The sequence below is a fragment of the Pseudomonas oryzihabitans genome (assembly GCF_024652905.1).
Classification (GTDB): domain Bacteria; phylum Pseudomonadota; class Gammaproteobacteria; order Pseudomonadales; family Pseudomonadaceae; genus Chryseomonas; species Chryseomonas benzopyrenica.
Genome location: NZ_CP102428.1, coordinates 2,719,866 through 2,744,837, shown reverse-complemented (window position 1 = coordinate 2,744,837; position 24,972 = coordinate 2,719,866). Strand labels below are relative to the sequence as shown.

The 24,972-nt window shown below is 65.7% G+C and carries 28 protein-coding genes and 1 rRNA gene; 20 read left to right on the top strand and 9 right to left on the bottom strand.

The window, feature by feature from the left end:
• The first annotated feature begins 147 nt into the window (after positions 1–147).
• The 6 genes from rrf to NRG74_RS12685 all read left to right on the top strand — a co-directional run bounded on the left by rrf (position 148) and on the right by NRG74_RS12685 (position 4,088).
• A 5S ribosomal RNA gene (gene rrf, locus NRG74_RS12710) occupies positions 148–263 on the top strand.
• Between the two features lie 83 nt (positions 264–346).
• Positions 347–1,294: a bifunctional biotin--[acetyl-CoA-carboxylase] ligase/biotin operon repressor BirA gene (gene birA, locus NRG74_RS12705; protein ID WP_068383691.1), complete on the top strand. Its 948-nt coding sequence runs from the start codon at positions 347–349 to the stop codon at positions 1,292–1,294.
• The gene (locus NRG74_RS12700; protein WP_160923554.1) at positions 1,284–2,036 is read left to right on the top strand and encodes a type III pantothenate kinase; all 753 of its coding nucleotides are present in this window, start codon (positions 1,284–1,286) and stop codon (positions 2,034–2,036) included. Before birA ends, NRG74_RS12700 begins: the two co-directional genes overlap by 11 nt.
• Positions 2,033–2,212 carry a hypothetical protein gene (locus tag NRG74_RS12695; protein WP_017638739.1) on the top strand — a complete coding sequence of 60 codons (180 nt, stop codon included), beginning with the start codon at positions 2,033–2,035 and terminating at the stop codon, positions 2,210–2,212. Before NRG74_RS12700 ends, NRG74_RS12695 begins: the two co-directional genes overlap by 4 nt.
• Before the next feature lie 28 nt (positions 2,213–2,240).
• Complete coding sequence (locus tag NRG74_RS12690) at positions 2,241–2,699, top strand: DUF3301 domain-containing protein (RefSeq protein WP_017638740.1); 459 nt, start codon at positions 2,241–2,243, stop codon at positions 2,697–2,699.
• Positions 2,700–2,798: 99 nt separating this feature from the next.
• Complete coding sequence (locus NRG74_RS12685; protein WP_064308909.1) at positions 2,799–4,088, top strand: MFS transporter; 1,290 nt, start codon at positions 2,799–2,801, stop codon at positions 4,086–4,088.
• A 45-nt stretch (positions 4,089–4,133) separates the two neighbouring features.
• Here NRG74_RS12685 and NRG74_RS12680 read toward each other — a convergent pair whose 3' ends face one another.
• On the bottom strand, positions 4,134–4,601 hold the full coding sequence (locus tag NRG74_RS12680; RefSeq protein WP_257704217.1) for a hypothetical protein: 468 nt from the start codon (positions 4,599–4,601) through the stop codon (positions 4,134–4,136).
• Between the two features lie 120 nt (positions 4,602–4,721).
• Positions 4,722–5,657 (bottom strand): alpha/beta hydrolase, encoded by a 936-nt coding sequence (locus NRG74_RS12675; protein WP_064308911.1) that lies wholly within the window; start codon positions 5,655–5,657, stop codon positions 4,722–4,724.
• A gap of 123 nt (positions 5,658–5,780) precedes the next feature.
• On the opposite strand from NRG74_RS12675, the gene NRG74_RS12670 reads away from it, so the two are divergent.
• The 9 genes from NRG74_RS12670 (at position 5,781) to NRG74_RS12630 (ending at position 12,988) form a co-directional block, all read left to right on the top strand.
• Complete coding sequence (locus NRG74_RS12670; RefSeq protein ID WP_064308912.1) at positions 5,781–6,299, top strand: hypothetical protein; 519 nt, start codon at positions 5,781–5,783, stop codon at positions 6,297–6,299.
• Positions 6,296–6,694 (top strand): DUF3140 domain-containing protein, encoded by a 399-nt coding sequence (locus NRG74_RS12665; protein ID WP_017638744.1) that lies wholly within the window; start codon positions 6,296–6,298, stop codon positions 6,692–6,694. Before NRG74_RS12670 ends, NRG74_RS12665 begins: the two co-directional genes overlap by 4 nt.
• Positions 6,695–6,837: 143 nt before the next feature.
• A complete protein-coding gene (locus NRG74_RS12660) occupies positions 6,838–7,728 on the top strand; it encodes an EamA family transporter (RefSeq protein ID WP_257704214.1) in 891 nt (296 codons plus the stop codon).
• Between the two features lie 56 nt (positions 7,729–7,784).
• Positions 7,785–8,567 carry a DeoR/GlpR family DNA-binding transcription regulator gene (locus NRG74_RS12655; protein ID WP_064308914.1) on the top strand — a complete coding sequence of 261 codons (783 nt, stop codon included), beginning with the start codon at positions 7,785–7,787 and terminating at the stop codon, positions 8,565–8,567.
• A 20-nt stretch (positions 8,568–8,587) separates the two neighbouring features.
• A complete protein-coding gene (locus tag NRG74_RS12650; protein ID WP_064308915.1) occupies positions 8,588–9,721 on the top strand; it encodes an MFS transporter in 1,134 nt (377 codons plus the stop codon).
• Between the two features lie 67 nt (positions 9,722–9,788).
• Complete coding sequence (locus NRG74_RS12645; protein WP_257704210.1) at positions 9,789–11,837, top strand: AsmA family protein; 2,049 nt, start codon at positions 9,789–9,791, stop codon at positions 11,835–11,837.
• Positions 11,838–11,975: 138 nt separating this feature from the next.
• A complete protein-coding gene (locus NRG74_RS12640) occupies positions 11,976–12,212 on the top strand; it encodes a hypothetical protein (RefSeq protein WP_017638749.1) in 237 nt (78 codons plus the stop codon).
• The gene (locus tag NRG74_RS12635; RefSeq protein ID WP_257704208.1) at positions 12,209–12,430 is read left to right on the top strand and encodes a YgdI/YgdR family lipoprotein; all 222 of its coding nucleotides are present in this window, start codon (positions 12,209–12,211) and stop codon (positions 12,428–12,430) included. Before NRG74_RS12640 ends, NRG74_RS12635 begins: the two co-directional genes overlap by 4 nt.
• Before the next feature lie 156 nt (positions 12,431–12,586).
• Positions 12,587–12,988, top strand: coding sequence for a Rho termination factor N-terminal domain-containing protein (locus NRG74_RS12630; protein ID WP_257704206.1), 402 nt, complete (start codon positions 12,587–12,589; stop codon positions 12,986–12,988).
• Between the two features lie 328 nt (positions 12,989–13,316).
• On the opposite strand, the gene NRG74_RS12625 is transcribed toward NRG74_RS12630, so the two are convergent.
• The 4 genes from NRG74_RS12625 to NRG74_RS12610 all read right to left on the bottom strand — a co-directional run bounded on the left by NRG74_RS12625 (position 13,317) and on the right by NRG74_RS12610 (position 17,832).
• Positions 13,317–14,510 carry a class I SAM-dependent rRNA methyltransferase gene (locus tag NRG74_RS12625; RefSeq protein ID WP_064308918.1) on the bottom strand — a complete coding sequence of 398 codons (1,194 nt, stop codon included), beginning with the start codon at positions 14,508–14,510 and terminating at the stop codon, positions 13,317–13,319.
• A gap of 67 nt (positions 14,511–14,577) precedes the next feature.
• On the bottom strand, positions 14,578–14,817 hold the full coding sequence (locus NRG74_RS12620; protein ID WP_017638753.1) for a hypothetical protein: 240 nt from the start codon (positions 14,815–14,817) through the stop codon (positions 14,578–14,580).
• 247 nt (positions 14,818–15,064) lie between these two features.
• Positions 15,065–15,451, bottom strand: a complete 387-nt coding sequence (gene cueR / locus NRG74_RS12615; protein ID WP_017638754.1) for a Cu(I)-responsive transcriptional regulator — start codon at positions 15,449–15,451, stop codon at positions 15,065–15,067.
• Positions 15,448–17,832 carry a heavy metal translocating P-type ATPase gene (locus NRG74_RS12610; protein ID WP_257704200.1) on the bottom strand — a complete coding sequence of 795 codons (2,385 nt, stop codon included), beginning with the start codon at positions 17,830–17,832 and terminating at the stop codon, positions 15,448–15,450. The genes cueR and NRG74_RS12610 overlap by 4 nt, the downstream gene beginning before the upstream one ends.
• Before the next feature lie 111 nt (positions 17,833–17,943).
• Between NRG74_RS12610 and NRG74_RS12605 the strand changes: the two genes are divergently transcribed.
• Positions 17,944–18,138 carry a cation transporter gene (locus NRG74_RS12605; RefSeq protein WP_093250889.1) on the top strand — a complete coding sequence of 65 codons (195 nt, stop codon included), beginning with the start codon at positions 17,944–17,946 and terminating at the stop codon, positions 18,136–18,138.
• On the opposite strand, the gene NRG74_RS12600 is transcribed toward NRG74_RS12605, so the two are convergent.
• On the bottom strand, positions 18,120–18,749 hold the full coding sequence (locus tag NRG74_RS12600; RefSeq protein ID WP_160923564.1) for a TetR family transcriptional regulator: 630 nt from the start codon (positions 18,747–18,749) through the stop codon (positions 18,120–18,122). The genes NRG74_RS12605 and NRG74_RS12600 overlap by 19 nt on opposite strands.
• A gap of 112 nt (positions 18,750–18,861) precedes the next feature.
• Between NRG74_RS12600 and NRG74_RS12595 the strand changes: the two genes are divergently transcribed.
• The 3 genes from NRG74_RS12595 to zapE all read left to right on the top strand — a co-directional run bounded on the left by NRG74_RS12595 (position 18,862) and on the right by zapE (position 21,624).
• The gene (locus NRG74_RS12595; protein ID WP_257704195.1) at positions 18,862–20,034 is read left to right on the top strand and encodes a multidrug effflux MFS transporter; all 1,173 of its coding nucleotides are present in this window, start codon (positions 18,862–18,864) and stop codon (positions 20,032–20,034) included.
• A 68-nt stretch (positions 20,035–20,102) separates the two neighbouring features.
• Entirely contained in the window at positions 20,103–20,489 is a 387-nt protein-coding gene (locus NRG74_RS12590; protein WP_017638759.1) for an MAPEG family protein, read from the top strand.
• Between the two features lie 85 nt (positions 20,490–20,574).
• Positions 20,575–21,624: a cell division protein ZapE gene (gene zapE, locus NRG74_RS12585; RefSeq protein ID WP_257704191.1), complete on the top strand. Its 1,050-nt coding sequence runs from the start codon at positions 20,575–20,577 to the stop codon at positions 21,622–21,624.
• On the opposite strand, the gene NRG74_RS12580 is transcribed toward zapE, so the two are convergent.
• Positions 21,621–22,265, bottom strand: a complete 645-nt coding sequence (locus tag NRG74_RS12580) for a hypothetical protein (RefSeq protein ID WP_257704189.1) — start codon at positions 22,263–22,265, stop codon at positions 21,621–21,623. The genes zapE and NRG74_RS12580 overlap by 4 nt on opposite strands.
• 153 nt (positions 22,266–22,418) lie before the next feature.
• Here NRG74_RS12580 and NRG74_RS12575 point away from each other — a divergent pair, with 153 nt between their 5' ends.
• Positions 22,419–24,029: an inorganic phosphate transporter gene (locus NRG74_RS12575; RefSeq protein WP_257704187.1), complete on the top strand. Its 1,611-nt coding sequence runs from the start codon at positions 22,419–22,421 to the stop codon at positions 24,027–24,029.
• On the opposite strand, the gene NRG74_RS12570 is transcribed toward NRG74_RS12575, so the two are convergent.
• The gene (locus tag NRG74_RS12570) at positions 23,997–24,881 is read right to left on the bottom strand and encodes a LysR family transcriptional regulator (protein WP_257704185.1); all 885 of its coding nucleotides are present in this window, start codon (positions 24,879–24,881) and stop codon (positions 23,997–23,999) included. The two genes, NRG74_RS12575 and NRG74_RS12570, sit on opposite strands and share 33 nt — an antisense overlap.
• Between the last annotated feature and the right edge of the window lie 91 nt (positions 24,882–24,972).

Sequence of the window (24,972 nt, the reverse complement as noted above, 5' to 3'; positions counted from 1 at the left end):
ACAATCTGACCGCAGTCAGAGCGTGAGGAAGACGACGCCGAAAACGGCGCGTGGGTTCGCAAGACCCAAGACGAGTTGTCTACTTCGATCACCGACCCAATTGGGCCAGCCAGGTAAGCTCCACCGCCTGGCCAGCCAACCGAATTGCTTGACGAACATAGAGCATTGGAACCACCTGATCCCTTCCCGAACTCAGAAGTGAAACGATGCATCGCCGATGGTAGTGTGGGGTTTCCCCATGTGAGAGTAGGTCATCGTCAAGCGCCTAACACCCAGCACCCCCGCTCAGTTCACTCTGGCGGGGGTGTTGTCTTTGGGGCGGAAGAAAGTCGAACGGAGTTCGAGGATGCCGTTGCTGAAATTGCTGAGTGATGGAAAATTTCATTCCGGCGTCGAGCTTGGTGAGGCCCTGGGCGTCTCCAGGAGTGCCATCTGGAAGCGGCTGAAGACGCTGGAAGATGACCTGGGCGTCGAGGTGTTCAAGGTTCCGGGGCGGGGTTACCGCCTGGAAGAGCCCCTGTCGCTGCTCGATGCCGAACGGATCGCGGGGGAGGGTGGTTGGCCGGTAGCGGTCCTGGCTTCCATCGACTCCACCAATGCCGAGGCACAACGCCGTCTGCAACAACAGCAGCAAACGCCGTTCGCCTTGCTGGCCGAGCATCAGCAGGCCGGACGTGGCCGGCGTGGCCGCGCCTGGGTCAGTCCCTATGGCAAGAATCTCTATCTCACCGCCGTGGTCTCCAGCCAGGGCGGGATCCAGAAGCTGCAGGCCTTGAGCCTGACCATGGGCCTGGCGGTGATCCGTACCCTGCAACAGCTGGGAGTGGAGGATGCCTGGCTGAAGTGGCCCAACGACGTCCTGGTTCGTGGTCGCAAGCTGGCCGGTATCCTCATCGAATTGTCGGGTGATCCGCAGGACGTCTGCCAGGCCATCATCGGCATCGGTATCAACGTCAACATGCGCATGGCCAACGACATCGATCAGCCATGGATTTCCATGGCCGAGGTCCTGGGCGGTCTGCAGGATCGCAACCAGGTCGCCAGTCTGCTGCTGCGGGAGATCGACAGCCTGTGGCAGATTCACCGCCAATCCGGATTTGCCGCCCTGCGCGGCGAGTGGGAGCGTTATCATGGCTGGCAAGGTCGAGCGGTAACCCTGTCTTCGGGGGTTCGCTGTATTCAGGGCACAGTGGCAGGAGTTGCCGAAGATGGGGCTATCCTCATGCGCGTAGACGGGCAGACACAGGCATTCAGCGGTGGCGAATTGAGCCTGAGCCTAGATCATGATTCTTGAACTCGATTGCGGTAACAGCCTGATCAAGTGGCGACTGCTCGCCGCGGGAGCCGAAGTGGTCGACACCGGCATCGTCGACAGCGACGACGCCCTGATCGCGGCCCTGTCCCAGCCGGATACTCCCACCCTGGCGGCCTGTCGGCTGGTCAGCGTGCGCAGCGACGAAGAGACCCAGCAGCTCAAGGAGCGGTTGACGGCGACCTTCGCCATCCCCTGTCACCAGGCCGTGCCGGTAGAGGTGTGGAATGGTGTGCGCAATGGCTATCGGGATCACCAGCGTCTGGGCATGGATCGCTGGTTGGTGATCCTGGCCGCGGTGCAACTGGCCGAGGGCAAGGCCTGCGTGGTCCTGGATCTGGGCACTGCGGTGACGGCCGATCTGGTCGACGCCCAGGGTGAGCATCAGGGCGGGTTCATCTGTCCGGGGATTCCGTTGATGCGTCGGGAACTGCAGACCCATACCCGTCGGATCCGCTACGATCCACATTGGGCCAGTGGTGAACGCTACGAGGCGCCGGGACGTACGACCATCGAGGCCGTGGAGCGTGGGTGTCTGTACATGCTCAAGGGCTTTGTCCGCACCCAGTACGAACTGGCTCAGGAGATGTTCGCCGAAGGCTGCGAGGTGTTTCTGACCGGGGGTGACGCGGAACTGGTCAAACATGTCGTTCCGGGCGCGCGGATCGTGCCCGATATGGTGTTTGCTGGATTGGCTTTGGCGTGTCCGCTCGAGAACGAATGATGCGTTGGTTGTTTCTGCTATTGGTGGTACTGAACGTTTTCTACTACATATGGCATCAACAGCAGGTGCCTTTGCTAGGTAAGGAAATCGCCCCTCTGACGCTGTACAAAGGCGAGCGTGAAAACATTCGTCTGTTGAACGAGACGGCATCTGGTGACGCTGCACGGCGTCAGTGACGGCGGTACCCTTCGATGAGGAGCGAAGATGCTGACGCTAGGTAATCTCTGCCTGTTGCTGGGCGCAGTCGGCATTGGTCTGTGGTTCTGGCACGCCCACGGCATTCGCGAGCAGGCACTGGTGCTAGCCGAGCAGGAGTGTCGTCGCCGCAAGGTCACGCTGCTCGATGGCGCCGTGGCCTTTTCCCGTTTTCGCTGGCTGGCCGATGCCAAGGGCCGCAAGCGCCTGGCGCGGTTGTTCTCCTTCGAATTCACCGTGACGGGAGAGGAGCGACTCGACGCCTCTCTGGCCCTGTTCGGCAAGACGCTGGCCAAGGTCGAGTTCGCGCCTTTCGTGGTGCCCGAGGTCGAACGCCCGGCGGCGGATTCGGTGGTGGCTTCGGCCCCTGCCTATCAGGCCAAGCCCGAGCACGGCCAGGTGGTCTATCTGGATCAATGGCGACAGCGCCAGCGTACCGAGACCAACAGGCGCCAGGAGCCGGAGTGATCCCCGGCACTATCTCCTGATATTTTTTTCCTTCCGTAGTCTGACGATCAGTTCCGGCTGATCCGTTCTGGCTTTCTGCTTCTTTTCATGTGATCCCTGATGTTCAGCCCTCTCGTTACCTTTCCTGCGCTCTATTTCGCCACCCTCCTGATGTTGGCCGGCTCCGGTCTGTTCACCACCTATATCGGTCTGCGACTGACTGAGCAGGGGGCAGGGGATTTCTGGACCGGCGCCCTGATGGCGGCCTACTATTTCGGGCTGGTGTGCGGCGGCAAGTTCGGCCATCGGCTGATCGCTAGCGTCGGCCATATCCGTTCCTATGTGGCCTGCGCCGGTGCGGCCACCGTTACCGTGCTCATTCACGCCCTGATCGACGACCTGAACGTCTGGATCGCGCTGAGATTCATCATGGGCGTGGTGATGATGAATCAGTACATGGTGATCGAGAGCTGGCTCAACGAGCAGGCGGAGAATCACCAGCGCGGCAAGGTGTTCGCCGGCTACATGGTGGCGGTGGACCTGGGGCTGGTGATCGGCCAGGCGCTGCTGGCCTGGCATCCACAACTCGACTACAAGCCGCTGTTGCTGGTGGCCATCTGCTTCGCCTCTTGCCTGATTCCTCTGGCGATGACGCGGCGGGTGCACCCGGCCAAGCTGGTGGCGGCGCCGCTGGAGATCCGCTTCTTCTGGCAGCGGGTGCCCCAGTCATTGGTGACCATCTTTACCGCAGGCCTGCTGGTGGGGGGCTTCTATGGCCTGGCACCGGTGTTCGCCAGTCGCAGTGGCCTGGATACGGCGCAATCGAGCTTCTATGTCGGGCTGTGCATCGTGGCGGGCTTCTGCGCCCAGTGGCCGCTGGGCTGGCTGTCGGATCGACTCGACCGCTGCAAGCTGATCCGCGCCAATGCGGTGCTGCTGTGCCTGGCGGCGGTACCGCTGTGGGGACTGATCACCTTGCCCTATCCCTGGTTGCTGGCTGCGGGCTTCGTCTCGGGCATGCTGCTGTTCACCCTCTATCCGCTGGCGACCGCCTTTGCCAACGACCACGTCGAGCCCGAGCGGCGGGTGGAACTGTCGGCGATGCTGCTGACCACCTATGGCGTCGGTGCCTGCATCGGGCCGCTGCTGGCCGGCGCGGCCATGGAGCATTTCGGCCCGGGCACCTTCTATGTGCTGACCTCGGCCTATGCGCTGATCCTGATCGTCTTCGTGCAGCCCCGGTTCGTCAGTGGCGAGCACCGGCTGGACGCGGCACCGCTGCATCATGTGGCCATGCCGGATTCCGTCAGTCCGATGGCAGCGGCGCTGGATCCGCGTATCGACGAGGTGCCGCAGGAAATGGTGGTGGAGGCCCCCGCCAGCATCGGACCGGGTAGCGAGAAGACCTGATAGGCGAGCCCGGCGCGAGGCCAGGCAGGAAGGAGCGGGTAGCGCTTAGGCCTGACGGGTCTGGCCGGGCTTGATCAGGCGGTCCAGGGTCTGGGCCGAGCCGTTTTCGGCCAGGGCGCCCTCCTGCAGACGATGCTGCTGATGCTCGATCAGTCGACTCACGGGACGCTGACCGCTTTCTTCGGCCACTTCGTCGCCACCGAGACGCTGTTGTTGGTCTTCGATCACCTGGCCCAGGGGACGCAGACTGGACTCTTCGGCGATCCGGCGGTCCTGCAGTTGGCGTTGCTGCTGCTTGATGACTTCACCCAGCGGACGCAGGCTGGATTCTTCGGCCAGGGTGCGTTCCTGCAGACGTTGCTGCTGTTGCTTGATCAGATGGCCTAGCGGACGCTGGCTGGATTCCTCGGCGATCTGGGTGGCAGGGCTGGTGGGGGTGAAGGAGAAGTCCTGGGCGAAGGTGTTCAGGGCCAGGGCGGTCAGGGCGAAACCGAAGGCGATACGCAGGTTCATGATGGTGTCCTCTGGGGAAACTGTGCTGGAGTGAGTTCAGTATCCCGAGCAGGACCGCTCGAAAAAAATAGACTGGCGAGATAGTGACTATCAGCGCCGTCGATGCCTTTCAAAAAACCTCTAGCCTCCCGTCGATGATTCCTGCTTTTCCGCTTCGCTCAGGTGCGTGCCACCGAACAGCTCGCGCAGAGCGGCGGCATAGGCACGTGTGCCTATCACCATGCTGTTGGAATGGGTGCCGCCCGGGATCAACAGCAGCCGCTTGGGGGGTTGCGCGGCGGCATAGAGGGCCTCGCTGAAGCGGGGCGGCACATAGCGGTCGTCGCTGCCGTGAACGATGAGCACCGGGATATGGATCTCCGGGATCTTGTCCAGGGAATCGAATTTCTCCGTCATCAGCCAGCGCAGGGGAAAGCGGGTGTCGACCACCGCCGAGGCGGCATCGGCCAGGGTGGTGAAGGTGGATTCGATGATCAGACCGGCCGCGGCGGGATAGTCGCCCGTGGGATCCCCGTCGCGGGCGATGCGCCAGGCCAGATCCACCGCCACGGCGCCACCCAGGGAATGGCCATAGAGGTATCTCTTGCGCGGATCGGGCTGCAGGCTCTGCAGGTGCTTCCAGGCGACCCGGGCGTCCTGGTAGACGCTGCGTTCGGAGGGAACGTCGCCAGGACTTTCGCCAAAGCCGCGATAGTCGATGGCCAGCACCGAGTAACCCAGTTGTCGCAGGGTGGCGATGCGCCGGACCTGGGCGGTGAGATTCCAGCGGGTGCCGTGCAGATAGAGCAGGGTGGGGGCGTCCGGGCGCCGGGCGGGCCACCACCAGGCATGCAGGTAGTCGGTGCCGGTCAGACCGTCCGGGACCGGCAGATTGAACTGGCGGACGCCTTCCGGCACCCCGGTGAACCAGCTGGCATTGCCGGGCTCGATGCTGAACACCCATTGACGTTCGCGGTAGGCCAGTTCCGAGCAGCCATAGGGGACCCCGACACCCACCAGCAGGGTGACGAAGAGCAGCGGGATCAGGCGACGGCGGAGCAGGGTGGCAAGGGGCATGGGTTTCTCTGGATACCGGAAGACGCAGGGTAGGGGCGTTCGTCGCCTGGCGCGAACCCCCGTTTCGGTTGGACAGTCATCCTAGAGACAGCGACTGCAGTGACCCCACACCTGAGGTGAGCCATGAGTGCTACGGCCAAGAAGAGCGATCCCGAACTCTGGGAAAAGGTGAAGAAAGAGATTACCGAGGGCGACAAGGGCGGCAAGCCCGGCCAATGGTCGGCGCGCAAGGCGCAACTGGCGTCCCAGGAGTACCAGAAGCGCGGTGGTGAATACCAGGGCGGCAAGGGCAAGGACAATCATCTGCAACAGTGGACCGACGAGAAGTGGGACACCCGCTCCGGCAAGAAATCCGAAGAGACCGGCGAACGCTATCTGCCGGAAAAGGCCCGGGATTCCCTGAGCAAGGAAGAGTACCAGCGCACCACCGCCAAGAAGCGTCGCGACACCCGCCGCGGCAAGCAGCATTCCAAACAGCCGGCGGATGTGGCGCGCAAGACGGCGACCGCGCGTGAGTCGGGCCTGGCCGGTCTGACCAAGGACGAATTGATGAAGCGTGCCGCGCGTCGCGAGGTGCGGGGCCGGTCGCGCATGAAGAAAGACGAACTGGTGAAGGCGTTGCAAAAGGCAGGTGAAAAATGAGCACCAAGAAGGCTTCCAACGACGACAAGAAAGACGACAGGAAAGAGGTTCGCAGCGAATTCAAGCAGGTGGTCAACATGACCCCCAGCCAGCTGCGCAAATGGCTCAGCGGTGATACCAGCAAGGGTGTGGGCATGACCAAGGGCGGCAAGAAGGTCACGGCCGCCAACGATGGCAAGGCGGTCGGCCATGCCATGGGTGAGCGCATCCTGGAGCTCAAGGGCAAGCGCCAGGCCGAGCTGGAAGACGATGACTACCAGGCCATGCGCAAGGTCATCGGCTATGTGCATCGCCATCTCAAGCAGCGACCGGAGGGCGATATCGAAGACTCGCGCTGGCGCAAGTCGCTGATGAACTGGGGCCATGATCCCTTGCGCGACAAGCGCAGTGCCTGATCCCGACGAACCGCAGCCCAGGCTGCGGTTTTTCGTTGCTAGGGAGTGACTGGCCGAATTTGTGGGCAACTGTGACGCCGCAGCGCGGACGCAAAGGAGTAGGGTAGCCGCCTATCTATCTGAAATCCTTCAAGGAGTTGTGAATGGCACCCCGGGATCTGTTGCTGGCATTGGTCGTCATCCTGGCCTGGGGGGTGAATTTCGTCGTCATCAAGCTCGGCCTGCATGGCGTGCCACCCATGCTGCTGGGCACCCTGAGATTCTGTCTGGCGGCCTTTCCCGCCATTCTCTTCGTACGGCGGCCCCAGGTGTCCTGGCAGCTGCTACTGGCGTACGGCCTGACCATCTCGCTCGGTCAGTTCGCCTTCCTGTTCTCGGCCATGTACGTGGGGATGCCAGCGGGGTTGGCCTCGCTGGTATTGCAGGCCCAGGCCTTCTTTACCCTGGCCTTCGCCGCGACCTTCCTGGGTGAGAAGGTACGGCGGGCGAGTCTGGTCGGGCTGCTGGTGGCGGCCTTGGGGCTGTTGCTGATCGGTACCGAGCATGGCGTCACCATGACCCTGGCCGGTTTTCTGCTGACCCTGGCGGCGGCGGCCATGTGGGGCCTGGGCAATATCGTCACCAAGAAGATCGGCAAGGTGGACATGCTCGGCCTGGTGGTCTGGGGCAGCCTGATTCCGCCCATCCCCTTCTTCATCCTGTCGTTGCTGCTGGAAGGCCCGGAACAGATCGCCACGGCGCTGACGTCGCTGTCGGGCGGCTCGGTCTTTGCCATCGTCTACCTGGCCTTTATCGCTACCCTGGTCGGCTACGGCATCTGGAGCCGGCTGCTGTCGCGCTATCCGGCGGGCCAGGTGGCGCCCTTTTCGCTGTTGGTGCCGGTGGTGGGGCTGACTTCCGCCGCGGTGCTGCTGGGGGAGCAGATGACCATCCAACAAGCGGTAGGTGGCCTGGCTGTCATGTTCGGCCTGTTGATCAATGTCTTTGGCGGTCGCTGGCTGGATACGCGGGACAAGGCCTCAGCCTCTGCATGATGTTGCACGTTTATAAATGATTGTGCATGATCTGCTGATCCTCCTGGAGTATCAGCATGACTGCATCCATCCACCTCCCCGAAGAACGCCAGGCCGCGATCCTGGCCCTGTTGCGTGAGCAGGGCCGGGTCCTGTCGGCCGAACTGGCCGCCACCTGGGGCATTTCCGAAGACAGCGTACGTCGCGACCTGCGTGAACTGGCCCGCCAGGGCCTGTGCCGCCGGGTGTACGGTGGGGCGCTCTCGCTGCTGACACCGCCGCAGGCACTGCCGGCGCGGATCAGCCAGGACGAGACGGCCAAGCAGGCGCTGGGCCACGCCGCGGCCAGGCTGGTACAGCGGGGGCAATTGCTGCTGCTGGATGCCGGCTCGACCAACCTGGCCATCGCCCAGGCGCTGCCCACGGATCTTGACCTGACCGTGGCCACCAATGCGCCGGTGATCGCCACGGCGCTGCTGCAGCGCCCGGGCATCCGGGTGCTGATGATCGGCGGCCTGGCTGCGCCGCAGTCCGGCGCCTGCCTGGGCGCCCGGGCCCTGCGTGACCTGCGTGGCGTGCGCGCCGACCTGGCCTTTCTCGGGACCTGCGCCCTGGCGGTGGAAACCGGGGTGACCGGCTTCGACCTGGAGGAGGCCGAGTTCAAGGCGGCCGTGGCCGAACAGAGCGCCCAGGTCGCCGTCGCGGTGACCGCCGAAAAGCTCGACAGCGTGGCCTTCTATCACGTGCTCCGGCTCGATCAGCTGAACCATCTGGTGTTGGAGCCGGGGTTGAGCGAGGAGCGCCTGCAGCCCTATCGCGATGCCGGCCTGCACCTGCATTCGCTCGCTAGCGACCGCTGATCTCTCGCCCAAGGATTCCCATGACCTCTGCCGTACTGCGTCGCCAACGCCGCGCCACCTTTACCGTCTTTCTCGCCAATGGTTGCGGGATCGGTGGCTGGGCGGCCGCCATTCCCGAACTCAAGCGCGATCTGGCGCTGGGCGACGGCCAGCTGAGTCTGGTGCTGCTGGCGGTCGCCCTGGGCGCCCTGCTGACCATGCCCTTCGCCGGGGTGCTGGTGCCGCGCCTGGGCGGTACCGGACGCCTCACCCGGCTGAGCATCCTGGCCTTCGTGCTGGTGCTGATCTGGCCTGGGGTGGCGCCGTCGCTGGGCTGGCTGCTGCCTTGCGCGCTGCTGCTCGGTGCCAGCAATGGCCTGATCGACGTGGCCATGAATGCCCATGCCAGCGATGTCGAAAGCCGCTGGAACGGCCCGCTGATGTCGTCCTTCCATGCCGCCTTCAGCCTGGGCGGATTTCTCGGTGCCGGCCTGGGGGCACTGGTGCTGCACCTGGGCGCCTCGGCGCTGGTGGTGTTGCTAGCCGCTGCCCTGGTGGCGCTGGTGCTGGCCTTGCCCGCCGCCCTGGCCCTGGACGAAGGCGATCGCAGCCCGGTGAGCCATGCCCTGCGGCTGCCGAATCGACGCGTACTGGCGCTGGGGTTGATCGCCATGGGCTGTCTGATGCTGGAAGGGGCCATGACCGACTGGAGCGCCGTCTACCTGGGCCAGGTGGGCGGCGCGAGTCCGGTGGTGGCGACCCTGGGCTATGCGGCCTTTTCGCTGACCATGCTGGTGGGGCGGCTGTTCGGCGACGGCATCCGCGCTCGCTTCGGCGGCCCCCAGGTGATCGTTGGCGGGGCCCTGCTGGCGACCCTGGGGCTGGCCCTGGCGGTAATCCTGCCGGCGCCCTGGACGGCGATCCTCGGCTTCGCGCTGGTCGGCCTGGGCCTGTCCAATGTGGTGCCCGCGGCCTTCAGCGCCGCCGGCCAGGTGGCCGAGACGCCGGCTGCGGGCATCGCCATGACCGCCACCGCCGGTTATCTCGGGTTCCTGCTCGGTCCGCCGCTGATCGGTGCCGTGGCGGGGCAGGTGGGACTGCGTGGCAGTCTGCTGTTGTTGACCCTGATCGGGGTGGCGGTGGCGCTGCTGGCGCTACGCCAGCGCAAGGCATGACGTCTATTCAGGGAACCCCGCTGCGCTGAGCAGACCCAAGAGGGAACGGAAATCCAAGGAGGCGGCCATGACGCGCCCACGCAAGATCCTCGCCTGGCTGCTGGGAATCATCCTGCTGCTGTTCGTGCTGGTGGTGGTGATCCTTGCCACCTTCGACTGGAATCGGCTCAAGCCGACCATCAACGAGCAGGTGTCGAGCGCCTTGCATCGGCCCTTCGCCATCGAGGGCAACCTGGGCGTGGTCTGGCATCGCGAGCCGGATCAGGGCGGCTGGCGCGCCTGGATTCCCTGGCCGCACATCGCCGCCGAGGACCTGACCCTGGGCAACCCGGACTGGGCCAAGGAAAAGACCTTCGTCCACCTCGACCGGGTGCAACTGCGGATCTCCCCGCTGGCACTGCTGGCCAAGCAGATCTATATCCCGCGCATCGACCTCAGCGGGCCGGTGGTCAATGCCCAGCGGCTGGCCGATGGCCGCAACAGCTGGACCTTCGAGACCGCCGAGAAGGATCCCAAGGCCGAACCCTCGGCCTGGACCGTGGATATCGGCACCATCGGCTTCGACGCCGGCCAGGTCGGCTTCGACGATGCCCAGACCGCCACCCGGCTAAGGGCGCGGATCACCTCCCTGGATGCCCCCATCGCCTACGCCGATCTGGTCGGCAAGCAGGGCACTTCGCGCCAGCGCTCCCACGTCAAGCAGACCCAGCCCTTCCAGTTCGCCCTGGCGGTGGACGGCAGCTACAAGCAGGTCCCGGTCAGTGGCCGGGGCCAGATCGGCGGACTGCTGGCCCTACAGGACGCCGATGTACCTTTCCCCATCCAGCTCGATGCGCGGGCTGGCGAGACCCGCATCCAGGTCTTTGGCACCCTGACCGATCCGCGACGCCTGGGCGCCCTGGATCTGCACCTGGTACTGGAAGGCAAGAGTCTGGCGCAGCTCTATCCGCTGACCGGGGTCACCCTGCCGGAGACGGCGCCCTACGCCACCGATGGTCATCTCACGGTCAAGCTCAACGATCCGGCGGGCGCGCGCTTCAGCTATGAAGACTTCAACGGCCGGGTCGGCAAGAGCGATCTGCACGGCGAGGTGCTGTTCACCGGCGGCAAGCCGCGTCCCAAGCTCAGTGGCACCCTGCGCTCCGATCAGTTGCTGTTCGAGGACCTGGCGCCGCTGATCGGCGCCGATACCAAGGAGCAACAGGCGGCCAAGGGCGAGACCAACCAGCAGCCGGCGGACAAGGCACTGCCGGTCTCCGAATTCCGCACCGAGCGCTGGCGCGCCATGGATGCCGACGTGCGCTTCACCGGCAAGCGCATCGTGCAGAACGCGCAGCTGCCGATCACCGATCTGAATACCCATGTCCGCCTGACCGATGGGGTACTCCTGCTCGACCCCCTGCGCTTCGGCGTGGCCGGTGGCGATCTGAACACCACAGTGCGCCTGGAAGGCGACAAGACGCCGCTGCAAGGGCGGGTCGATCTGCACGTGCGCCGGGTCAAGCTGAACCAGCTATTCCCTACCGTGGAGACCATGAAGCGCAGCATGGGCGAGCTCAATGGCGATGCCACCCTGAGCGGCACTGGCAATTCGGTGGCGGCGCTGCTCGGCACCAGCAACGGCGAACTCAAGCTATTGATGAACGATGGCCGCATCAGCCGCAGCCTGATGGAACTGGCCGGACTCAATGTCGGCAACTACCTGGTCGACCGGTTGTTCGGCGATGACGAGGTGGAGATCAATTGCGCGGTCGCCGATCTCGACTTCAAGAAGGGCCTGGTGCAGCCCCAGGTCTTCGTGCTCGATACCGAGAACGCCCTGATCAACATCACCGGCACCATCAACCTGGCGAGCGAACGACTGGATCTGACCGTCGATCCCCACAGCAAGGGCTTGCGCATCTTCTCGCTGCGCTCACCGCTCTATGTGCGCGGCACCCTGAAGAATCCCGCGCCGGGGGTGAAGGCACTGCCCCTGGCGGCCCGTGGTGCGGCAGCGGCGCTGCTCGCCACCTTCGCGGCGCCGGCGGCCGGTCTGCTGGCGCTGGTGGCGCCCAGCAACGAGCAGGGCGCCCAGTGCAGTGCGTTGTTGCAACAGATGCGCACAGGGCGTTGAACTCCTGCGCTAGAGCTGGTTCGTGCGACTTGACAGACGACCGTTCGGCGGCGTCTGACGGGTGGAAAAGAACCGCTCTGGTTGCCCAGGCTCTATAGAAATACCCCGAGTCGGGCAGCCTTTTCGCGGAGATCCCTCATGCGTGACGACACCGATAGCCACTACGAAATCCACTACAAACTACTGGGCGAAAGCTATACCGACCGTATCAGCAATCTGGACGTGCCCATCACCGACGTGGTCCGTGACCTGGCCTGCCGGCACCTGGATGCGATCAACGACGAGCGCTTCCACCTGGCCGACATCGAGTCCGGTCAGGCGCTGGTGGCGCTGCACGATGTGTCCATCCATCGCGTCGCACCGGAAGCCCCATGAAGCGTCTGCTGAGCGGTGGGTTGCTGGCCCTGACCCTGACGGGGCTGGCGGCCTGTTCCACCGAGACGGTAGTGACCCTGCAGGACGGTACCCAGTACATCACCGAAGATCGTCCCAACACCAAGACGGCCGACGGTTTCTATGAATTCACCGATGTGGCGGGTCGTCACGTGCGGGTGAAGGCAGCCGATGTAGCCACCATCAAGGCGGAAGACTAGGCCCTGTCTGAAAAGTACCTGCGCTTGGTCATGCGGTGTTAAAAATCAGCTCGGAATGCTCATTTACCACTCGTAAACTCCGCTTCCTCGCTGATTTTTGCCTTGCCTGACCTTCGCTCGGCGACTTTTCAAACAGGTCCTTCCCAGGAGACTGCCATGCCCCGCGGCGACAAATCCAAGTACAGCGACAAACAGGAACGTAAGGCCGAGCACATCGAGGAGAGCTACGAGAAAAAGGGCGTTTCCAAGGATGAAGCCGAAGCGCGGGCCTGGGCGACGGTGAACAAGCAGTCCGGCGGTGGCGAGAAGGCGGGTTCCGGCAAGGCTAAGAGCGGCACTGCCAAAAGCGCGGACCGCAAGGATTCCGCCCGGCGGGCGGTGGCGACCAAGCAAGGCCAGTCGCCCAACAGCGGTCGCGCCTCGGCGCGGCGTTCGCGCACTGGCAGTACCTCGCTCAGTGACCTGACTCGCGATGAACTGGTGAAGAAGGCGGCCGAGCAGAACATTCGCGGTCGGTCGCGAATGAAGAAGGACGAGTTGATTCGTGCCTTGAGCTGATATTCCGACGCGCACAAAAGAGCCATACCACGCTGGAAGCCAAACAACGCCACGTTCTCTTCAAGGAGACGAGGCGTTTTTTCTTAGCTGGCGGGCATGAGAACCCGGCGCTCGGCGCGATAGAAAAGCGCTTGGTGATGGATAGGGCAGTAACGGGTGACACTTGGATCTGGCTTTAGACCTGCTATCGCGGCCATGGGCCGCTCCTACAAACACGAGCGTCACACGGGCGCCACCGTAGGAGCGGCCCATGGCCGCGATAAGACGTTGCTCCTACGATGCTCTGACTGTAGGAACGGCCGTGATCGGCTGCTTCTTTGCCTGGCGTTTAGCTGGGTAGCAGACGGCAGGTGAGGCTCTTGATATAGCGGGTTTCCGGGATGGCCGGGTGCACCGGGTGATCCGGGCCCTGGGCACCGCGTTCGAGGATCTGCAGGTTGCGATCCAGATGGCGGGCGCTGCCGAGCAGGATGTTCTGCAGGTCGTCTTCGGGCAGGTGCATGGAGCAGGAGGCGCTGACCAGGATGCCGTCCTTGTTCAACAGGCGCATGGCCTGTTCGTTGAGGCGACGGTAGGCGGCCTCGCCGTTCTTCAGGTCCTTGCGCTTCTTGATGAAGGCTGGCGGGTCGGCGACGATGACGTCGAATTTCTCTTCACCGGCCTTGAGTTCCTTGAGCGCTTCGAAGACATCGCCCTCGACGCACACCAGCTTTTCCGCCAGGCCGTTGAGGGTGGCGTTGCGTTCCACGCCGTCGAGGGCAAAGCCCGAGGCGTCCACGCACATGACTTCGCTGGCACCGAAGGCCGCGGCCTGCACGCCCCAGCCGCCGATGTAGCTGAACAGGTCGAGCACCCGCTTGCCTTCGACATAGGGCGCCAGGCGCGCACGGTTCAGGCGGTGGTCATAGAACCAGCCGGTCTTCTGGCCTTCGCGGACCGGCGCTTCGAAGCGCACGCCGTTCTCTTCCAGCGCTACCCAGTCCGGTACCTCGCCGTAGGCCACTTCCACGTAGCTGGAAAGACCCTCGGCCGTGCGGGCGCTGCCATCGTTCTTCCACAGCACGCCCTGGGGCTTGAACACCTGCAGCAGGGCGGCGAGGATGGCCTCGCGCTGGCGCTCCATGGTCGCCGAGGCGATCTGCACCACCAGGATATCGTTGAAGCGATCCACCACCAGGCCGGGCAGGAAATCCGCATCGCCATAGACCAGGCGATAGCAGTGGCTGCCGAACAACCGCTCGCGCAGGCTCAGGGCGACCTTGAAGCGATGCACCAGCAGCGACTTGTCCAGCGGGTAGCCGGTATCGCGGGAGAACAGGCGGGCGCAGATCAGGTTGTTGGGCGACAGCGCCACCAGGCCCAGCGGCTTGCCGCTGGTGGTTTCCAGGATGGCCTGGTCGCCCGGTTCGAAGGCAGTGAGCGGGGTGGCGACCACGTCCACCTCGTTGCTGTACACCCAGAGGTGCCCGGCGCGCAGACGGCGGTCGGCATTGGCTTTGAGGCGCAGGCGAGGCAGGGTCATGAATCACTCCAACGAAGGGGGCAAAAGCGCGGAATTATAGCGCAAAGCCACCTGCCTGGGCCGGCCGTCAGTCCCGCTGGCTGACCTCGATATCGCTCAGTCCGGCCTCCTGGGCACGACGGGCGATGCTCGGCTGGGCATGGCGTTCCCAAGGCGCATCGACCACCACCTGGGGTTCTTCGACATGCTTGATCAGCAACTGCAGCACGGCTTCCTCCTCGGTGACCGGCTCGAAACTCTCCAGCTCGTGGGTGAGGGGCTCGCCATTGAGGCGATAGCGGATCTGGTAACGGTGCAGGGTCTGCATGGGGGTACCTCGGCAGCAGGGGATAAGCGATGGACTCCGCCAGGCGGCCGCGGTTGCGTCAGAACCTGGTCACGATCTGCTGCGCGTCGGCCAAACGGCGTTGAAAACGCCCTAGAAGGCCAGCCCCGTCAGAATGCTCATTTACCACTTGTAAACCCGAGCGCGGGTCCGATCCGCTTCCTCAGGCATTTTCGTGGGGCCGCCTAGGCCTTGTTTGGTTCTAGCTCGCGAGATCGTGAACAGGTCCTCAGCCGCCGAGGGTATCGAGGATCGGGCAGTCAGGGCTGGCGTCGCCATGGCAGCAGGAGACCAGTTCGCCCAGGGTGCTGCGCAGGCGGGTCAGTTCGGCTATCTTGAGGTCCAGCTCGGCGATGTGCCGCTTGGCCAGCGCCTTGACGTCGGCACTGGCACGCTGGCGATCCTGCCAGAGACTGAGCAACTGGCGGATCTCCTCCAGGCTGAAGCCCAGTTCCCGCGAGCGGCGGACGAAAGCCAGCACCCGCAGATCTTCGGCGCCGTACTGGCGATAGCCGCTGTCGGTACGCCCGGCAGGCGCCAGGAGACCGATGCGCTCGTAGTAGCGCAGCATCTTGGCGGTGAGCCCGCTGGCCTTGGCGGCCTGGCCGATGTTCATGACAAGAGATCTCCAGACGGGCGCCAGCGGCCGAGCAGTAGGGCATTGGCCAGGACACTGACGCTGGAAAAGGCCATGGCGGCGCCGGCATAGACCGGGTCGAGCAGGCCAAAGGCCGCGAGCGGCAGGCCGATGACATTGTAGACGAAGGCCCAGAACAGATTCTGGCGGATCTTGCGCTGGGTACGCCGGGCGATGTCCAAGGCCGCCACCACCTGGCGTGGATCCTCCTGCAGGAGGGTGATGCCGGCGGCATGGCGCGCGGCGGCGGTGCCCGAGCCCATGGCGATGCCCAGTTCAGCGGCGGCCAGAGCGGGGGCGTCATTGAGGCCGTCGCCGACCATGGCGACGCCGCCCTGGGTCGCTTGCAGACGGGCGACCACCGTGGCCTTGTCGGCGGGCAGTACCTCAGCCTCCCACTGCGCGATGCCCAGCGCCGCGGCCACCTGGCGGGCGCTGCCGCGGTTGTCACCGGTCAGCAGCCAGCTGTCGATACCGTCATGGCGCAGCTGGGCGATGGCCGCGGCGGCACCCGGACGGATCTCATCGCCAAAGGCCAGCAGGCCCAGCACCCGCGGTTGGGCGCCGGTTTCCAGCAGCCAGGACAGGGTCAGTCCCTGGTCTTCCCAGGCGCGAGCGGCGTCGGCCAGGGGGCCGGCGTCCAGCTGCCGTTCGGCCAGCAGGCGGGCATTGCCCAGCAACAGCGGCCGTCCTTGCCAACTGCCCTGGAGGCCGCGGCCGGGGAGGGCGCGGACGTCCTGGGCGGGCGGGGTGTCCAGGTCACGGTCACGACAGGCTAAAAGCACCGCTGCGGCCAGGGGGTGTTCGCTGCCGCGTTGCAGGCTGCCGGCCAGACTCAGCAACTCGGCTTCCTCGATGCCAGGCGCCGTGGCCAGGTGGCGTAGGCGCAACTGGCCGGCGGTCAGGGTGCCGGTCTTGTCGAAGACCACGGTGGTGATGCCCTGAGCGCGCTCCAGGGTTTCGGCGTCCTTGATCAGGATGCCGTGACGCGCCGCCACTCCGGTGCCGGCCATCAGCGCGGCTGGCGTCGCTAGACCCAGGGCGCAGGGGCAGGCGATGACCAACACGGCGACGGCGGCGAGCAGGCTGGGCTCCAGAGCGTGACCGGCCAGCAGCCAGCCGAGCAGGGTGACCAGCGCCAGGGTCACCACCACGGGGACGAACACCCGGCTGATGCGATCCACCAGTTGCTGGATGGGCGCCTTGGTGGCCTGGGCGTCTTCCACCAGGCGGATGATGCCGGCCAGCACCGTCTCGCCACCCAGGGCGGTGACCTCGACCTGCAGATTGCCCTCGCCATTGATGGCGCCACCCACCACCTCGTCGCCGGGGCCCTTGGCGACCGGGCGGCTCTCGCCGGTGAGCAGGGCTTCATCCACCTGGCTTTCGCCTTGCAGGATGCGGCCATCGGCGGGGATGCGTTCACCCGGACGAAGCTGCAGGCGATCGCCCAGGCGCAGCCGGTTGAGGGCGACCTCCTCTTCGTTGCCGTCGGCATCCAGGCGGCGGGTGCTTTCGGGGCGCAGAGCTTCCAGAGCGCGCAAGGCCGCGCCAGTACGGCGCTTGGCACGGGTCTCCAGATATTTGCCCAAGCGCACCAGGGCGATGACCATGGCCGCCGTCTCGAAGTAGAGATGGGGGCTGCCCTTGACCAGCCAGAGATAGAGACTTAAGCAGTAGGCGGCACTGGTGCCCAGGGCGACCAGCACGTCCATGTTGCCACTGCGGGCGCGCAGGGCATGCCAGGCGCCACGATAGAAGCGCGCGCCGATGAGGAATTGCACCGGTGTCGCCAGCAGAAATTGCAGCCAGGCGGGCGGCATCAGGTGCCAGCCGAAGGGCGTCAGCAGCATGGGCAAGATCAGCGGCGCGGCCAAGAGCAGCGCCAAGGCCAGCTCCAGGCGTTCCCAGCGCAGGCCCTGACGTACCGGGGCAGGGCGGTCGTCTTCGGCCAGGCGATCCTCGGCGCCGTAACCCGCCGCTTCTACCGCGACGATCAGGGCCTGCGTCTCGACCGCGGCCAGGGTCTTCACCCGGGCTCTTTCGCTGGCCAGATTGACCTCGGCGGTCAGCACCCCGGGCACCGTACGCAAGACCTTTTCGATCCGCCCGGCGCAGTTGGCGCAGCTCATGCCGGACAGCGCCAGGTCATGCTCGGCCTCGGCCACCTGGTAGCCAGCCGCGCTGACCGCCTCGGCCAGCGCCGGTGCCGCGTCGATTGGCGCGCTGACGCGAGCCTTTTCGCTGGCCAGGTTGACGCCGGCCGCACTGACGGCTGGGACCTTCTGCAGGGCACGCTCGACCCGCCCGGCGCAGGCCGCGCAGGTCATGCCACTGATGGAGAGTTCGAATTCGTGCATGGGCACCTCCTGAGCTCAGTGTTGACCTTGACCTCGGGTCAAGGTCAACACTGGAACCCGGTCCTGGCGCTGGCGTCAGGAGAAAGAGGTCAAGACAGACAGGAGCAGACCATGCATGTCATCAAGGTAGTCGGAATGAGTTGCGCCCACTGCGTGAGCGCGGTCGAGGCGGCGGTCCTCAAGGTCGATGCCCGGGCGCGGGTCGAGGTGGATCTGCAGGCGGGCGAGGTGCGCATCGACAGCGCCGCAGTGGCTGCGCCCTTCCGCGCGGCCATCGAGCAGGCGGGCTATACCGTCGTCGACTGAGTCCAGTCGCGCACGATGGCGCGGAAGAAGGTGGTGAACACCTGATCGGCGGCCAGCAGCGGGGCGAAGGTCTGTTCGTCGCGCAGCAGATCGGAGAGGGTGCCGAGAAACAGGCTGTGCAGCATCCGACTGGCCAGTTGCGGCGTCACGCCCGGCTGCAGGCGGTGCGCCTGGGCGGTGAAGAGGGCGTCGGTAATGCGAATGAACTGCCGCAGGAACTGCAGATCGCGTTCTTCGGCCTCGCGCAGCTCTTCGGTGAATTCGCAGCGGTGCAGCATGATCGTCATCACCCGCTGCTCGCGGCCAGGCTGGGTGAACTTCGCCATGCCTTCGATGCATAGTTTGAACAGCCGTTGCAGGCTATCTTCCTCGCCGTCGACGCGCAGGCGCTCGCTCAGTTCGTCGGCGGGGATCCTTATCTGGCTAAGCATTTCGTGGAACAGGTGGGCCTTGTTCTGGAAATGCCAGTACACTGCACCCCGGGTGACGCCGCATTCGCGGGCGATCATTTCCAAGCTGGTACGCGCCACGCCATTGGTCAGGAACAGGGCTTCCGCCGCATCGAGAATGGCTTGGCGGGTCTGTTCGGCTTCTTCTTTCGTACGACGCATGGGCGATCTGACTGGCAGTGGGTCTGCCACGCAGTCTAGCGCGCCTCGGCGCTTTTACAAACATGATTGTATGTAACTGCGCGACACTTCCGCTTCCATCGGATCAGGCTTCATGACTTTTCGCTTATTGTTGATTCTCGGGGCCCTCTCGGCCTTCGCTCCCTTCGCCATCGACATGTACCTGCCCAGCTTCCCGTCGCTGGCCAGGTCGTTCGCCACCGACATCGAACACGTGCAGCTGAGTCTGGCGGTGTATTTCGCCGGTCTGGCCAGCGGTCAGCTGTTCTATGGCCCCCTGGCGGACCGCTTCGGTCGCCGCCTGCCGCTGCTGATCGGCATCGGCCTGTTCTGCCTGGCGTCGCTGGGCTGCGCCCTGGCGCCGAGTCTGCCCTGGCTGATCGCCGCGCGCTTCGTCCAGGCCCTGGGCGGTTGCGCCGGCATGGTGATCGCGCGAGCCGTGGTGCGGGATCTCTGCGAGCCCATGGCCGCGGCGCGGGCCTTCTCGCAGATCATGCTGGTGACCGGGATCGCCCCCATCATCGCGCCCTTCGCCGGCAGCCTCCTGCTCAGCACCTTTGGCTGGCAGGCGATCTTCGTCAGCCTGGCGCTGTTCGCCGCCGCCTGCGGCACCGCCGTGGCGCTCTGGTTGCCCGAGTCCTTGCCGGCGCACCATCCGCGGCCGCCGCTGCGGGGGGCCTTGCGCAACTACCTGCGGCTGCTGCGTGATCGCACCTTCATCGGCCACACCCTCACCGGCGGTATCGCCATGGCCGGCATGTTCGCCTACATCTCCGGCTCGCCCTTCGTGCTGATCGAACTCTATGGCGTCGCGCCTGAGCACTATGGCTGGGTCTTCGGCCTCAACGCCGCCGGCTTCATCCTGCTGGGGCAGCTCAATGCTCGCCTGGTGGTCCGCCAGGGACCGGCCTTCTGGTTGCGTCGCGCGGTGGTGGCCTATGCCGCGGCGGGGCTGGTCCTGCTGCTGGTGGGTGCCTTCCAGCCCAAGGCGCTGCCGGTGCTGATGATCCCGTTGTTCTGCGCCATCGCCCTGCTCGGTGGCATCGTGCCCAACGCCTCGGCCTGCGCCCTGGCAGGGCAGGGCGCCAATGCCGGCAGTGCCTCGGCGCTGATGGGCAGTCTGCAGTTCGTCCTGGCGGCGCTGGCCTCCAGCAGCGTGGGCGCGCTGCACAACGGCACCGTGGTGCCCATGTGCGCGGTGCTGGCGCTCTGTGCGGTGGCGACCGCGCTGATGGCCCGTTGGACCCATAGATCCGCACCCACCTGAAGCGGAGTGGATTTTTCCCGGCCAGGCAGGTCAGATAGGCGAACCCTCACACTTCCAGGGACGCCGACATGACCTTCGCCTACTGGTGCATCTTCCTCGTCTACCTCGTGCCCTATGGCGCGGCCTATTACGCCAAGTTCAAGGGCAGCGGCTTCACGCCCGAGGACAATCGGGATCCGCGCAGCTTCCTCGGCAAGCTGGAAGGCGCCCGGGCCCGGGCCAATGCCGCTCAGCAGAACGCCTTCGAGATCAATCCGCTGTTCGCCGCGGCAGTGATCGTCGCCCACGTCACCGGTGGCGCCGACCAGGGCACCATCAACTTCTGGGCCTTCCTCTTCCTGCTCAGCCGCATCGCCTACACCTGGCTGTATATCCGCGACCACGCCACCCGCCGTTCCCTGGCCTGGGCCGGTGGTTTCTTCTGCTGCCTGTGCCTGTTCATCGCCGCAGCCTGAACCTGCGGTGAGCCGACGTCATCGGTCTTGACCGGCGGCGTCGGCTCCGGCTTCATTAGCGGCCTATCTTTCCTGGCCAGCCGCCATGACTTCCGCTTCGCCCGCCCAGCAGGTGCTGGAGCATTTCGCCGATCTGGCCCAAGCCCGTGGGTACACTCTCGATAGCGCTCAACAGGCCGCCATCGAGCGCTTCGCTGTCTTGGCCGACGAACTCCTGCGCCCGCGCCTGTTTCGCCGCCAGACGCCGCGCAGCCTCTATCTCTGGGGGCCGGTGGGGCGTGGCAAGAGCTTCCTACTGGACGGCTTCTTCGCCGCCCTGCCATTCGCCGAGAAGCGACGGGTGCACTTCCATGCCTTCTTTCGCGAGCTGCACGAGCGGATGTTTCGCCAACCGCCGGGGGGCGATGCCCTGGCCGCCAGCCTGGACGACTTGCTCGCTGGCTGCCGGCTGCTCTGTTTCGATGAATTCCATGTGCATGACATCGGCGATGCCATGCTCATCACCCGGCTGTTCAAGGCCTTGTTCAGCCGCGGTGTGGTGCTGATTACCACCTCCAACTATCCGCCGGAGGGGTTGCTGCCCAATCCGCTCTACCACGAGCGCTTCCTGCCGGCGATCCGGTTGATCGAGACGCGCATGGACATCCTCTCGGTGGCCGGTCCCCAGGACTATCGCGGCGCCAGCCCTGCCGAGCCCGATCCCTTCGGCGTTGGCGCCTATCTCTGGCCGGGTAGCCCGGAGCAGCGTAGTCGGCTGACGCTGCCGCCATTGGCGCAGACCAGGATCGAGGTGCCGGTAGGCCATCGCAGCCTGCCCGCCATCAGCGCCGCGGGGGGGCTGCTGCACTTCAGCTTCGCCGACCTCTGCGAAGGCCCCACGGCAGTCCTCGACTACCTGACCCTGAGCGAAAGCTGGCAGCGCTGGCTACTCGATGCGGTGCCGCCGCTGCGCGACGCCAGCCCCGCCGCGCGACAGCGCTTCATCAACCTGGTGGATGTGCTCTATGACCGTCGCCTGGCGCTGTTCCTGGTCAGCGCCGCGCCGCTCGACGCGACCCTGGCCGACAGCGAGATCGCCGACATGTCGCGGACGCGTAGTCGGCTGTCACAGCTGCGGCAGATCGGCCCCGGTTAGTGCTGTTGCCGTAGCTTCGCACTGGCCAGATGCCAACGGCGCTGCTCGGCCGAGGCGCCGTCGACGTCGTTGAGCCGGCGCAGCTGATAGCTGCCGCTGAAGGTCTGGCGGGTGCCGTCGGTGAGACGTGCCTTTACCGTCACCGGGATACTGACATAGCTCGAGCCGGCCGCGCCCTCGACCGGACCGGGCTGACCTAGGGTCACCTGCACGCTGCGGGTCCGGGCATAGCCCTGGCGGAATTTCTCGTAACTGTTGCCGGGTTGGCCGTCATCTCCCCATAGCTGCCAGGCGGTGCCGTAGTCCCGCGCATCCAGCGCCCGGTAGTAACGCTGGACCACGGCCGCCGCGGCCTCGGCGCTGCTGGGCAGTGGACCGCAGCCGGGTTCCTTGGCCGCCTCGCCATCGCCGAACAGGGCGCAGCTGCGGGCGATCTCGTCCTCTATCAGGGCACAGCTGTTGGCGGCGTTGCAGGGCGGTCGCGTGGCGGGGGAGAGCGCCCGGCAGCTGGTGGCCAGGGCCTGGGCCGGCTTTTGCCCGATGTCCTGGGCGCAGCTGCGTGGCGCCCGCTCCGTGGCGGCCAGGGCACCGGTGGCCAGGGACAACAGCAGGAGAGGGCAGAGCAGCAGGCGGGGAGGCATAGACGCGATCCTTGGGCAAAGGCCCAGCCTAGCAGGCCGAGGTCGAGGTGGAAAAAAGCAGGTGACGGTCATCCGTCGTCTGGCTACTTGGCTGACGTAAAAGCGTCATGTGGCCGGCGCAGGGTAGCCAGATCCCGTGTCGGAGTTCGCCCCATGCCTTCGTCCAGTCCAGCCGCCTCCCTGTCGCCGCTGTCCCATCCCCTGCACAGTTCGCGCAAGCCCGGTCCGCTGCGGATCGTGCTGTTCATCGTGCTGCTGCTGACCGGTCTGGCCGTGACCCTCGGCGGTATCCATAACGATGTCAGCGATGCCCAGTCGTCGCCCACCACCTGGCTGCCCTTCGCCGGGCTGACGCTGGCGCTGGTGATCGCCCTCGGTTTCGAATTCGTCAATGGTTTCCACGACACCGCCAATGCCGTGGCCACGGTGATCTACACCCATTCGCTGCCGCCCAATGCGGCGGTGCTCTGGTCCGGCTTCTGCAACTTCCTCGGGGTGCTGTTCTCCAGCGGTGCGGTGGCCTTCAGCGTCATCGCCCTGCTGCCGGTGGACCTGGTGGTGGAAATGGGCGCGGGCAAGGGCTTCGCCATGATCTTCGCCCTGCTGATCGCCGCCATCATCTGGAATCTCGGTACCTGGTGGCTGGGCTTGCCGGCGTCGTCCTCCCATACCCTGATCGGCTCCATCATCGGGGTCGGTCTGATGCATGCCTGGCTGGGCGGGATGGATGGCAGCAGTGGGGTGGACTGGGGCCAGGTGGCCAAGGTCGGCTATGCGCTGCTGTTCTCGCCGCTGATCGGCTTCGCCTGCGCCGCGCTGCTGCTGGTGCTGCTCAAGCGGATCGTGCGCGACCAGACGCTCTACCAGGAGCCGAAGAGCGCCGAGCCGCCGCCGCCGTGGATCCGCGGCCTGCTGATACTGACCTGCACCGGGGTATCCTTCGCCCATGGTTCCAACGATGGCCAGAAGGGCATGGGCCTGATCATGCTGATCCTGGTCGGCGCCCTGCCGACCGCCTATGCGCTCAACCGAGCCGTGCCGGCCACGGCCACGCCAGCCTTCGCCGCCGTCGCCGAGGTCACCGCCAGCGGCCTGCGCCAGGCGGCGCCCCAGGCCGCACCGGCCGATCCCCATGGGGTGCTGCTGGAATTCGTGCGCAAGCGGCAGAGCAATCCGGAGGTGCTGCCGGCGCTGGCGGCCATCACCGACGACATCGCCCGCGAGGTGCGCCAGTACGGCGCCCTCAACAACGTGCCGGCGCAGAGCATGCCCAACGTGCGCAACGCCATGTACCTGGCGTCGGAATCCATCCGCCTGCTGGAAAAGGAGCACCTGCCGGGGCTGGCGCCCAAGGCGCAGGAGGATCTCAAGGAATTCAAGCGGCAGATCGACCAGGCCACCCGTTTCATCCCGCTGTGGGTCAAGGTGGCGGTGGCCATCGCCCTGGGCCTGGGGACCCTGGTCGGCTGGCGGCGCATCGTCATCACCGTCGGCGAGCGCATCGGCAAGACCCACCTGACCTATGCCCAGGGCGCCTCGGCCGAGCTGGTGGCCATGGGCACCATCGGCGCGGCGGACGCCTTCGGCCTGCCGGTCTCCACCACCCATGTGCTCTCTTCGGGCGTGGCCGGGACCATGGCCGCCAACGGTTCCGGATTGCAGTGGGCCACGGTGCGCAACCTGGCGCTGGCCTGGGTGCTCACTCTGCCGGTGGCCATGGCGCTGTCCGCTTCACTCTACTGGTTGCTGGTGCAGCTGTTCTGACACGGCCTCGGTCAGGCACTGGCGAAACAGCGCCACCGCCGGCAGATCCCGTCCGGCGTGGCGAGTGATGACCTGCAGTTCGCGATGGAAGGTGAGGGCGCCGAGCGATAGCCGGCGCACCCGCGCATGCTCCAGCCAGAGGCCGGCGCAGGGCACCAGGGCCACCCCCAGGCCGTGCTCCACCATCTTGACGATGGCGTCGAGTTCGTCGAGCTCGAGCACCTGGCGCACCGTCAGGCGCTGCTCGCGTAGAAAGGCGCTGACCCGGCGCCCGCCGAAGGAGTGGCGGTCGTAGCGAATGAAGGGCTGGGTCTCCAGCAACAGCCGGGGATAGTCACCTGTCAGCCCTGGTGGGACGATCAGCACGAAGGGTTCCTGCAACAAGGTGGTGGCGTGCAACTCCTTGGGCAGCTCGAAGGGCGGGCGGATGAGGATGGCCAGGTCCAGCTCGCCGGCGTCCACCTGGCTGAGCAGCGCCAGGGATACGCCCGGCACCAGCCGCGGTTCCAGGCGTGGCGCCTGCTGGCGCAGCTGTACCAGGGTGCCGGGCAGCAGGCCGGTCTGGACGCTGGCGATGGCGCCGATGCGCAACTCGCCCTGGATCTCGTCCCCCGCGCCCGCCATGCGCGCATAGGTGGCGAGGATCTCTTCGGCCAGCGGCAGGGCGCGGCGTCCCGCGGCATTGAGCAGGGCGCTGCGGCCATTGCGGTCGAACAGGTCCACGCCCAGATTCTGTTCCAGGGTGCGGATCTGGGCGCTCACCGCCGAGGGCGTGAGGCCCACGTGCAGACCGGCCGCGGCGAAACTGCCATGGCGGGCTACGGCGAGCAGGGTCTTGAGTTCGCGAAGCATGCTGGTGGCCTGAAGTCAGGAGAGGCCACTGTAGCGAGCCACAAAATTTTTGTCGCTCGGGGGCAGTAAAATACGCTTTATGCACAGGAAA